Origin of the sequence: Paenibacillus sp. Aloe-11, from assembly GCF_000245715.1 — a bacterium.
GTDB classification, from domain to species: Bacteria; Bacillota; Bacilli; order Paenibacillales; family Paenibacillaceae; genus Paenibacillus; species Paenibacillus kribbensis.
Genome location: NZ_JH601042.1, coordinates 3985 through 14337 on the forward strand (window position 1 = coordinate 3985; position 10353 = coordinate 14337).

Here is a 10353-nt window from a genome sequence, read left to right on the forward strand (position 1 = left end):
GCGGCCTGTACGTGGCCTTCTCCGTAGCTAGCATATAAGATTAATATTTTTGGTGCTGCGGCTTCCATGATGTTTAGCCCCCTATTATTCAATAAGCGCATAAAGCTCATTTTAGGAACGTTCCAGGCTGAGGGAGGATACGGCTGGAAAAATGTAGCGATCCAGTAGTGAGCGTGGATTTTTCCAGCGGCTGACCTTGCTGTCTGCTGTAAATACCACGACTGCATCGGCTTCAGGCACAAGATAAATTTGCTGTCCTCCATGTCCATGCGCACATGCGTAGTCGATGCCATGAAGTCGTCCGGTCCACCATTGGAATCCGTAGTCCCCGAATTCTGGATAGCCTTCAACCTGTCGCTGCGTCGCTTGACGCAGCCAATCAGCCGGGATCAGCTCCTGTGTCCATTCCAGAAGCCTTGATGAAGGCAGCAATCGCCGAATTTAGCCATATCACGTGATGTGAGATACAGACCGATGTGCCCCATAGTATAACCCTCAGGGTCTTGAGCCCATCCACTTCTTTCGAAACCTAACGGCTCGAAGAGATGTTGTAGCGCGTACGTATAGGCATCAGTCCCGCAGCATTGGGTCAGCAGTACGGACAACAGATGCGAATCCACACTGCGGTATTGGAATACGCCCAATTGATCCGCCTGCACTGGCAGGCGCAGGGCAAAGGACGGCCAGCTTTTGCTGCGATGAAAACGGCGGATAAAAGCCTCGCCAAGCTTTTTGCCCGTCTGCCAATACAGACCGGATGTCATCGTCAGCAAATGGCGAATCGTGACCCGCTCCAGCAGCGGGTTCTCCCGCCGTGGCAGATACTCAGACAACAGCTTATGCACAGCCGTCTCCGGCCCAGGCATATCGCCACGTGCCATGGCAATACCGATGAGCGTGGAAGTGAAGCTTTTGGTCGCGGATCGCAAATCGTTCAGAGCGCTTGCTTCGTGTCCGTTGTAATAGCGTTCCCAGATCAGCTTGCCGCGGCGAAGCAGCAGGAAGCTGCGCATTTTAGTAAACTTTTTCTCGATTTCGCGGTCAGCCTGATCGAGCAGGGAGGCATTGACGCCCTCCTCCTCACAAGTTCCGTTACTCAGGGCAGATAGACGGGCGACCGGGGCGGTGAACAACGGAGCATAGCGGCGCATCCTTTTCCCTCCTTGTTATGTTTATTTATTTTACCCCAAACACATACACTCCAAAAGCCGATAAATAAGGTATGCCTCTGTGAGCCAGCTAGATCGTTGCTTCAAATAACATGAAGCGTAAAAGATAGGTAAACTCAATGTAAATTTACTGGAAAGCTGAAAGCAGTATCTGAATATGTTATAATGGGGTAGTGATTCAGCCAAACGAAGATCGGTTAATAATAGTGTCAGGTACATGCCTTGCATAAGGCGTTCCCGACCTAAGCTGCATTAGACATACTACTTCACTGCATAAGGACATCTATACTTTTCGGCATTCTCTTCAACGGAGCACTTATTTTCAACGTTTTGGGAGGGAGTTACATGGCAACGAAAGGTCACAATGAAGTAAAGGAAAGTCTGCGGGAAATGACTCGAATTTTCCGGCCTAAGGATCCCAAAAAATTTGTAAAGGAATATGTGCGAAAATACCGGATTACAGGAGGGTATGAGGAAGAGTTAACCATGGTGGTGGAAAACGAACTCGGTCGCATAAATTCTTCAGTATCTTAAAGGGTACGATTACCCGCAAAACTAGAAATACGCCTTTTATAAACCGTCTATCCACAGAGGAGACGGTTTTTTTGTGTTCGTCTTGCATACAATGGGATAGGTTTAGTAAAAATGGTGTGACAAAGGAGGCGGATTCCAATAGAAGTAGCGATACGAACACCGGAGGAAATCGGCTATATGAGAGAAGCCGGGCGCATTTTGGCTGATTGCCATCGTGCGCTGGAGAGCCGTATTCTTCCGGGAATTACAACGCTTGAAATTGATGCATGGGTGGAACAGTTTTTGAGCAAGCGCGGTGCCACGCCGGAACAAAAGGGCTATAAAGGCTTTCCTTATGCCACCTGCGCTTCGGTCAACGAGGTCGTATGTCATGGCTTCCCCTCGGAGCGGGTGCTGCATGATGGGGATATTGTGACCATCGACATCGTGGTTAACAAGGATGGCTGGTTGGCCGACCGGGGGTGGACCTATGCGGTAGGTAACGTCAGTCGTCCGGTCGCACGGCTGTTACGACAGACCCATAAGGCGCTGGTGCGCGGAATCGAGGTTGCCCGTCCAGGGAGGACGTTGGGGGATATCGGGCACGCGGTGGAAAAAACGGCAGGTTGGCGGCGCTTTGGCATCGTCAAGCCTTTGATCGGACATGGGATTGGCCGTCAGATGCATGAGCCGCCGGATGTCCTGCACTACGGCCGTGCCAGAACGGGATTGCCGCTACGTGAAGGAATGGTGATTACCATCGAGCCGGTATTTACGCTCGGAACCGAAGGAGCCGTGCTGTGGGACGATGATGGGTGGACCATCAGCACGGCCGACGGCAGTTGGGGCGCACAATACGAGCATACGATTGCAATCACGAAGAACGGCCCATACATTTTGACCTCGTAAAGGATAGTGTGCCTTAGGGAGTCCAATGTGCTTTCTTTTGCATTAGGCTCTCTAGGTGAATTTTTTCTCAGGATGATTCTTCATGGTGCACATAGATGTTTTGCATGGTGTTCATAGATATTTTTCGATAGAGCAACAGATAGATACTCAGCTCAATGGGAGAGGATACGGCCATCACAATTCCAGCCACTTTGCCGTCCAGCCCAGGAAAAAAACAGATACACAGGACTAGCGCAAGAATCGCAAAACCCACAGAAAACAGCCTGCCAATGAAGATGGGTTTGGTATTGCCGATCAATATCGACCGCCCAATAAAATATTCTACCCACGGATAAAATGCGACATAGACAGCTAATATGCGAAGCAGCCCTCTGGTTTCCAGCAACAGCTCTCCTTCCAGTCCCAATACATTCCGCAACACAGGGTCACCTGCAAATCCGAAGGATAACAACAGCAGCAGCAATGGCGACAGGGCCGACAAAAAGCTTAAAAATATCAGAACCTCCCGGCGCCTGGACGTATAAAATTGAATGACAATCTGATGTAGGGAACTGCAAAACCAGACGAATAAATTCAAAATTTGCAGGGCTACGGAGAAAGAGGCCACGGCCAAAAGCGGGTCCGATGTATTGTTCAGCGCAGCTTGTATGGAAGGATTCAGAATGACCAGCACCAGCGCCGAATACAGCAAAGGAAGGTAAAAAGGGAGCAGATGTTTCGTATGATGGATGGTTTGCTCTCCGTTGTCAGTCGGCAGCTTTCTTTTCAGAACCCGCCCTTCCAAAAAGGTGATGACCAGCTCAATGAAGATGCCTGCAATAAAAATGGCGGCCCCGATTCGTCCGTCATTAGTCCAGCCTGCACGGATTAAAAACCAGGACGCGAGCAGCATCACGACAATACGTATGGACGAGCTGAACGTCATCCATGCGGTTCGATGCTTGTTGATGATAAGTCCCTGATAAATGTTACGGACAGCAACCAATATGTATAGTAAAGTAAGAACCTGAAATACGTTCTTGGTAGGTTCGATCAATGCCGGAGATACGCCGAATACATACTGAAAGACCAGATTCCCTACGGGTGTCAGCCCGACACTCCAGCCAACGATCAGTACGGCCGCCGCTACGAATGCACATAAAATACCGATAGAATGAACCGACTTGCGGTCATAGCCGAATTTCGTGGTCATCTGCCGCACGGCGGTTAACGGAGTTTCCAGCAGCAGGCACAGGCTGACAGCGACCGCATAGCTGCTTAATGTAAATGAAGGATGCTCTGAACGCGCGAGCACGGCATTCACGATAACATGCGTTAGTGCGGCAATCAAAGACGAAATGCCTAGCGGAACATAAAATAAAACGATTTTATTCAAGTTGAATCCTCCAATAACACTGAGTGGTATGAGAGCTGCTGTAATATCAGACTTCACGAAACAATGAATATTTTTATTATAGATCAAGATTCGGCTCGTTGATAGAATAAAAAGCATAATATTGGAAATAGGGGTGGCTCAAATGATAATCAGGGAAGCAACGATAGCAGATACTGCGGACATCGCCAAGGTGCATGTGGATTGCTGGAGAACGACATACAAAAATATAATGCCTGACGAGGTTCTGGAGCAGCTTTCCTATGAGCAGAGAACAGAGTTGTGGAATGAAAATATTTCCAGTGAGGATGGTCATCTGGTATTTGTAGCGGAAAATGAGAAGGGGGAAATCATCGGATTTGTAAGTGGAGGTCCGGAAAAGTCAGGAGAATACCCCCCGTTTGGGGGGGAAATAACGGCTATTTATGTTTTAAAAGAATACAACAGTTTGGGGCTGGGGAGGGGCTTATTGATGCGTCTACTACAGCATTTCAGCAGTATGCAGATTCACTCCGCGATCGTGTGGGTATTAGCGGATAATCCAGCATGTACATTTTATGAACGGCTGGGAGCCAAGCTGGTAGTAGAACAGCATCTTATTCATATAGGTGGCAAAAACCTGAATATGTTAGCCTACGGCTGGGAAACTATTCCGATAGAATCCGCTTTTGTCCGTCAAGAGCGCGAATAGGCGCGATATTTTGCGTGAATTCCAGCGTTCCCAGATAGCGGCCTTCGGCATCACGAATGGCAAAATAACGGATGTAGACAAATTTTTCCTTGATCGGAATCCAAAAATCCTCCACATCCTTGCGACCGGCCTTAAAATCCTCCAGCAGTTTCTCAACGACATGCACGCTTTGCGGCGGGTGGCAATTTTGTACGGTACGACCAATGACGGCCTTTGTGCGGGCAAAGATCCGTTCTTTGCCGTGAGAGAAATAGCGAACGACATCATTTTCATCGATAAAGGTCAAATCAACGGGGAGGTGGTTCATCAGCAGTTCCAATTGTTGCACGGATAGAATCCCCGTCTCGAATCGCACAAAGCCTTGCGGGGTTCCTGATGCTCCTTCCTTTTGCTCAACCGCTTCTACAGGCTCCGCCGCACGCTCAGGTATCCATTCCCGTTCAGGGGCGGTCAGACAGAACCCGATTTCCGCGCTTTCCCTAGCTATTTTCAGCCACTCATCCTCAGTTAGCTTGCCAAGTGCCATCGGCAGTAAAATATTTTCTTCCTTGAATATCATTTCGTTGACTTCGCTTATGATATGGGCAAGCGCCTTCCCGATCAGCTCACGATCTCCGTTATATTGGGTGAGCAGGTTTTTGGCCTCCTTGATCGCATTACGGATGCCGTCGTCCACTCCCCACATCACTTTGGTAGGACCGAATATGCCGTAGCGCTCCAGATAAGGAAAGACCAGATTTTCTTTGCGGCTATAGTGCTTGTCGAGATCCATCAGCAGGCTTAAATCCTCGAGCAGCTTGTAAATAACCTTGGGGCTGTCCTCTTTTTGAAATTGCTCTGCATGCAATGCCAGCTTGAAGTTGACCAGCCGTTCGATCTCCCGGTTTTCCAGCTTGAAGGTGTGGACAGGATGTCCCGGCTGTTCCTCCGGTCCTGAAGGACGGTGAATATCCTCAATAGAGCCCTTGAATATCGATGTATGCACGGAACAGAGGCGTTGGACTTCCGACACCGGGATTCCCTCCTCGGTCATCAATGCATGCTCCATGGCCGAAATTTCAGACACACTTACCCCGCCTACGGCCTCTGCGAAGCGCGCTTTAACTTCCTCCACGCTTTTTCCGGCATGTAATTCTTTTATAATTTCCTTCAGGATTCGTTGACGTTCTGTTAATTCCTGCGGTGTATGTTCACGGTTGTTAATTAACTCGCTCATGATCTTTAGCTCCTTTATTTTTGAATGGTAAAACCATGCTGCATAAACGTCTGCTGCACAGTTTCCATACTTATTTTCTTTAATGTAGTTCCTTTGGACAGTGTCATAAAACGTCCCGCGGTTTGTAGCATGCCAGGCTTGGCGATATCGTGAAAACCAAGCTCTACCATAATGCTCGTCACTTCGGGATATCGACTAACAAGGTTAAATATCGGCTCATCCCAATGCAGTATCTTATCCATCTGCTCATCCCCTTTAGTGAGAACGTTTATCAGTTACAGAGTAGCATAGGTTCTGACCAGCCTTTGTGATTGTACGCACAATTTAAATTTTAAAATTGACAGGTGTGTTGTACAGTTTATATACTGTGTATAAAGATATATACAGTAATAACACTGATTACTGTGATGATCCTCAGAAGCCATGAGAGCTGAGGCTATCATTACAGACGGTGCAGAAGGGATCAGGATGAGAAAATGGCAATCATGAAGCAGGCATGGGCAATCACCCGTCAGGATTTTCGCAATAATCCATATGCGCTATTGTGGACATTACTTTTTATTATGTATCTGGGTTTTACCATGAGCTTTGTTGTAAGTATGGAGTTTGGCGAGAGTGGAGCCTTAAATCCGGCAGCTGATTTTGTCATGCTGGTGCTGACGCCGTTTCTTGGATTCATTTATAACCGTCGTACATTTAAATATTTGCAGGAAGACTCCTATACACATATGCTGGCTTTCCTTCGCACATTGCCCATCCCGGTGAGCGCGGTCATTATGAGTCGCATTCAACAAGCGATTTTTGCGTTTATCGGGAACAGTGTGGTATTTTTTATTCTTCTGTTTGCGGTGTCAGGAACGCTTCGGGCCTATGCCGGCCCAGGTTTCTTTATATCGTTTGCTCTGACCTGGATAGGCTATGGGATGCTGATTCAAGCCATCTATATGTATTTGGAATTTCTTAAAAGGGGAAAAGCCTACTTTTGGCTATCACTTATCATCATGCTGATTTGCGGAATGATTTCGATTATGGTTCGAATATATGGAGCCAATCTGGTATCCATAACGGCATTTTACAGCAAGGAATGGCAGCTGTTGTCCCCCGTGATGTGGGGAGCGCTGGCGGCAGGAGTTTTTGGAATTTTTGTGTCCTATCGAATGACACTGCACAAGCTTATCAAGCGTGATCTGGCATAGCAGCATGTGTAGGAGGATACAGAGAGGGGAGAGACGCAGGTGAATATACCGGTGCACATTGATGAGAATAGCGCTGAACCGCTGTATGCGCAGATTGAAAAGCAGCTTCGTTCACTCATCGTAACCGGACAGATTGCAGCGGGAACGCTGCTTCCCTCCATTCGGGAGTTTGCGGGGACGCTCCGTTGCAGCGTGATCACCGTCCGGCGGGTCTATCAGGATTTGGAGAACGAGGGCTTGCTTCGTACCCGCCAGGGAACGGGAACCTTCGTCGCGCTAGTAGAGGAAAATATGCGTTCAGCCCACCGACTTAAGGCGGTGACCGAGGCACTGGACACAGCGATTGCTACGGGCATCGCTGTACAGATGACAGAGCAGGAATTGTTGGAGCTTTTCGCAGAGATGGTGAAGAAAAGGTATGAAGTCAAAGCAAAGGAGTGACCGCCAGTGAAAATCCATGTAAACAACCATGTGGAAGTGCCAGTGGGAGCACCGGAGGAAATACAGGTGAAAACACCGATTATTGAGATGAACCAGGTCTATAAAACCCGGAGAGACCGCCAGATTGGACCGATTAATCTGACCATTGAGCCGGGATACGTGGTCGCTTTGGCTGGACATAACGGATCAGGAAAAAGTACATTGATCCATTTGCTGACCCAGCTTGTTCACCCGGATGCTGGTGAAATTCGCTGGTTCGGTCAAGTGTACCCTGAAGGTATGCCTGTAGATACGCGGCAATGGGTCGGATACGTACCGGAGCATCCGACCCGCGAGGAAGACCGACTCACGGCAGAAGCAGCAGCGGCTTTTCGAGCGGTATGGTATCCGGGCTGGGATGAAACCCGTTTTCAGCGTCTGATGAAACGATTTCAGGTTCCTCCGCACACCAAATTATCGCGTATGTCCAAGGGAGAGCGGCGTAAGTTTGAGCTGGCTGCTGCCTTGGCGCCTCATCCGCGTTTATTGCTGCTGGATGAGCCTTCGTCGGGTCTGGACCCTTTTGCATGGAAGATTATGCTGGAGGAACTGCGGGATTGTATGAAAAACGGCAAAACGACGGTCATTATCGCCACTCATATCATAGATGAAATCAAGCGCTTGGCAGATTATATTGTCTTGATGCATGAAGGCAGGCTGCTCGGCAAGCTGGAAAAGGACCATTTGCTCGAAAATAGCAAGGAAATATGGTTTGAGGGCACGCCGGAGGAAGCATCAGAGCTTCCGGGGGTTATAGAAACAGAGAGCGAAGGAAGATTGCAGCGGATTGTAACGTTGGCGGCGATAGAAGCCAGTGCCATATTGGAGCAAGCAGGTATTCGTCCCATCCGTGTGCGGCGTCTGGAGCTGGATGATATTTTAATGCATTGGTCTGCGGGGCAACTACCGGGTAATGAAGAGACTTTCGTGCAGAAGAAAGGAGCGGAGTATTCATGAGTATGCTGCAATTGGAAAAAGTCGTGAAGCAATATGGAAATCATACGGCGGTAAACGAAATTTCACTGAACGTGAACGGAGGGGAGATTTACGGACTGCTGGGAGGCAATGGAGCAGGTAAAACGACAACCATGCGAATGGTGCTCGGCCTGATTTACCCTGACGGGGGAAGCATTCAATATGAGGGTAAGCCGTATAGCAAGGAGCTTCAGCGGACAATGGGCTATTTGCCCGAGGAGCGAGGGCTATACCCCAAGGTGAAGGTGAGCGAGCAAATTAACTATTTGGGCAGGCTGCGCGGCATGTCGGCCAAGGAGGCGGACAAAAGTCTGCGCTACTGGCTGGAGCGTTTTGGCGTACCGGAATATTACGATAAGCGGATTGAAGAGCTATCGAAAGGGAATCAGCAGAAAATGGGCTTTATTGCAGCGGTTGTGCATCGCCCGACACTGCTCATATTGGACGAGGCCTTCAGCGGGCTAGATCCTGTGAACGTCGAGCTGCTTAAGGAGACGGTAAAGGAGCTGCGGGACGATGGAGCAGCGATTTTATTCTCGACCCACCGCATGGAGCATGTGGAGGAGCTGTGCCGCCATATCACAATTTTGCATCGTTCGAATACCGTTGTGCAGGGAAGTGTGCAGGAAATCAAAAATCGCTACCCACGTGAAAAAGTCCGGCTCATCACCACAGGTGAAGTGAACGGACTGGAGCAATTGGCCGGTGTGCGTCGTGTGGAGCCTATGGACCGAGGCTGGATGCTGTATATTGAGCAGCCGGATGCGGCAAAGCTGATTTTACAAACCGCCCTGGAACAAGCGGATGTGGAGCATTTTGAGATCAAGGAGCCTACGCTGAACGAAATTTTCATCCGAGAGGTGGGTGATTCTCATGAATAGATTGGGGACGGTGATCGGTTTTACGTTTCGTCAGAAGGCAAAAACCAAATCTTTTATCATTACGACGCTGGTATTGGCCTTGCTCATTACCCTGGGCATGAACCTGCCGTATTTGATTTCTTTGTTTAAAGGAGAAGGGGCAGGTGCTGCAGGCGGCTTCGGGAAAACAGCAGCCGAGCAACATCGTCTGGCACTGATTGCCGGGAGCCGAACAGAGGTTGCTGATCAATTGGAGAAATTCACCAAGGAGCAGTCCAATCCGGCAGCCACTTGGGTGCGTTATGACAACGCACAAGCTCCGGCCATGCAGCAGGCCTTGAAGAACGGGAAGCTGCAGGGCTATGTGGAGCTCAAGGAGCCTGTCGCCAAGGGAGCAACGTTTCCCCGAGTGGAGTACGTATCTGTACAAAAAGAACCGTCCCCCGCAGTTATCACATTGTTACAAACGGGGCTGCAGGCAGCAAAGGTTCAAGCCATCATTGGCGGCAATGTGTTGACCAGTGATCAGGTTCGTGAAATTAGCACACCAGTAGTTGTGGATAGCAGGAAAGTGGACAGCCCGTCTGAGACGGGGGGAGCTGCAGAGACAAAGGATAAAGCGACCTCTATGATTAACTATGGCTTGGTCTATATACTGATGATCCTGCTCTTCACCTCGTCCATGATGACGGGCAATATGATTGCTTCGGAGGTGACTTCGGAAAAAAGCTCACGCATTATGGAGATTCTCATCACAAGCGTATCACCGTTGACCCAGATGTTCGGAAAAATTATCGGCATCTTCCTCGTCGGATTAATGCAAATTGCGGTTTTTGCTGCTGTCGTGTGTGCCAACCTCATGCTGCCGCATAACGGTGCCATCCTCAGCTCAGCCGGGCTGGACCTGTCACAGTTGAACACTGCGGTACTCAGCTACGGTTTGATTTTTTACATCCTGGGCTACTTTCTGTA

The 10353-nt window shown here is 49.2% G+C and carries 10 protein-coding genes and 2 pseudogenes; 8 read left to right on the forward strand and 4 right to left on the reverse strand.

The window, feature by feature from the left end:
- Positions 1–111: 111 nt before the first annotated feature.
- Positions 112–1151: pseudogene (locus WG8_RS01885) on the reverse strand (serine hydrolase domain-containing protein).
- A gap of 363 nt (positions 1152–1514) precedes the next feature.
- On the opposite strand from WG8_RS01885, the gene WG8_RS01890 reads away from it, so the two are divergent.
- Together WG8_RS01890 and map are read left to right on the forward strand one after the other, a co-directional pair.
- On the forward strand, positions 1515–1703 hold the full coding sequence (locus WG8_RS01890) for a hypothetical protein (RefSeq protein ID WP_007428354.1): 189 nt from the start codon (positions 1515–1517) through the stop codon (positions 1701–1703).
- A gap of 138 nt (positions 1704–1841) precedes the next feature.
- Positions 1842–2591, forward strand: coding sequence for a type I methionyl aminopeptidase (map, locus tag WG8_RS01895; protein ID WP_043890690.1), 750 nt, complete (start codon positions 1842–1844; stop codon positions 2589–2591).
- A 67-nt stretch (positions 2592–2658) separates the two neighbouring features.
- Here the strand turns inward: map and WG8_RS01900 are convergent, their stop codons facing one another.
- Positions 2659–3966: a hypothetical protein gene (locus WG8_RS01900; protein ID WP_007428356.1), complete on the reverse strand. Its 1308-nt coding sequence runs from the start codon at positions 3964–3966 to the stop codon at positions 2659–2661.
- A 142-nt stretch (positions 3967–4108) separates the two neighbouring features.
- Between WG8_RS01900 and WG8_RS01905 the strand changes: the two genes are divergently transcribed.
- The gene (locus WG8_RS01905) at positions 4109–4654 is read left to right on the forward strand and encodes a GNAT family N-acetyltransferase (RefSeq protein ID WP_007428357.1); all 546 of its coding nucleotides are present in this window, start codon (positions 4109–4111) and stop codon (positions 4652–4654) included.
- Here the strand turns inward: WG8_RS01905 and WG8_RS01910 are convergent.
- Together WG8_RS01910 and WG8_RS01915 are read right to left on the reverse strand one after the other, a co-directional pair.
- The gene (locus WG8_RS01910; protein ID WP_007428358.1) at positions 4611–5870 is read right to left on the reverse strand and encodes a DUF438 domain-containing protein; all 1260 of its coding nucleotides are present in this window, start codon (positions 5868–5870) and stop codon (positions 4611–4613) included. The genes WG8_RS01905 and WG8_RS01910 overlap by 44 nt on opposite strands.
- Before the next feature lie 14 nt (positions 5871–5884).
- Entirely contained in the window at positions 5885–6112 is a 228-nt protein-coding gene (locus tag WG8_RS01915) for a DUF1858 domain-containing protein (RefSeq protein ID WP_007428359.1), read from the reverse strand.
- A 234-nt stretch (positions 6113–6346) separates the two neighbouring features.
- On the opposite strand from WG8_RS01915, the gene WG8_RS01920 reads away from it, so the two are divergent.
- From WG8_RS01920 to WG8_RS01940, 5 genes and pseudogenes are all read left to right on the forward strand, one after another.
- Complete coding sequence (locus WG8_RS01920; RefSeq protein WP_007428360.1) at positions 6347–7066, forward strand: hypothetical protein; 720 nt, start codon at positions 6347–6349, stop codon at positions 7064–7066.
- A gap of 39 nt (positions 7067–7105) precedes the next feature.
- Entirely contained in the window at positions 7106–7507 is a 402-nt protein-coding gene (locus WG8_RS01925) for a GntR family transcriptional regulator (protein ID WP_007428361.1), read from the forward strand.
- A 6-nt stretch (positions 7508–7513) separates the two neighbouring features.
- Entirely contained in the window at positions 7514–8503 is a 990-nt protein-coding gene (locus WG8_RS01930) for an ATP-binding cassette domain-containing protein (protein WP_007428362.1), read from the forward strand.
- Complete coding sequence (locus WG8_RS01935; RefSeq protein ID WP_007428363.1) at positions 8500–9402, forward strand: ABC transporter ATP-binding protein; 903 nt, start codon at positions 8500–8502, stop codon at positions 9400–9402. The genes WG8_RS01930 and WG8_RS01935 overlap by 4 nt, the downstream gene beginning before the upstream one ends.
- Positions 9395–10353, forward strand: a pseudogene (locus tag WG8_RS01940) (ABC transporter permease); the annotation flags it as partial. The gene WG8_RS01935 and the pseudogene WG8_RS01940, both read left to right, overlap by 8 nt.

What these genes read in the sequence shown, in the direction of transcription:
- WG8_RS01915 (WP_007428359.1), bottom strand. Translation starts at nt 6,112, where the DNA reads ATGGATAAGATACTGCATTGGGATGAGCCGATATTTAACCTTGTTAGT.
- WG8_RS01920 (WP_007428360.1), top strand. Translation starts at nt 6,347, where the DNA reads ATGGCAATCATGAAGCAGGCATGGGCAATCACCCGTCAGGATTTTCGC.
- WG8_RS01910 (WP_007428358.1), bottom strand. Translation starts at nt 5,870, where the DNA reads ATGAGCGAGTTAATTAACAACCGTGAACATACACCGCAGGAATTAACA.
- WG8_RS01905 (WP_007428357.1), top strand. Translation starts at nt 4,109, where the DNA reads ATGATAATCAGGGAAGCAACGATAGCAGATACTGCGGACATCGCCAAG.
- WG8_RS01935 (WP_007428363.1), top strand. Translation starts at nt 8,500, where the DNA reads ATGAGTATGCTGCAATTGGAAAAAGTCGTGAAGCAATATGGAAATCAT.
- WG8_RS01890 (WP_007428354.1), top strand. Translation starts at nt 1,515, where the DNA reads ATGGCAACGAAAGGTCACAATGAAGTAAAGGAAAGTCTGCGGGAAATG.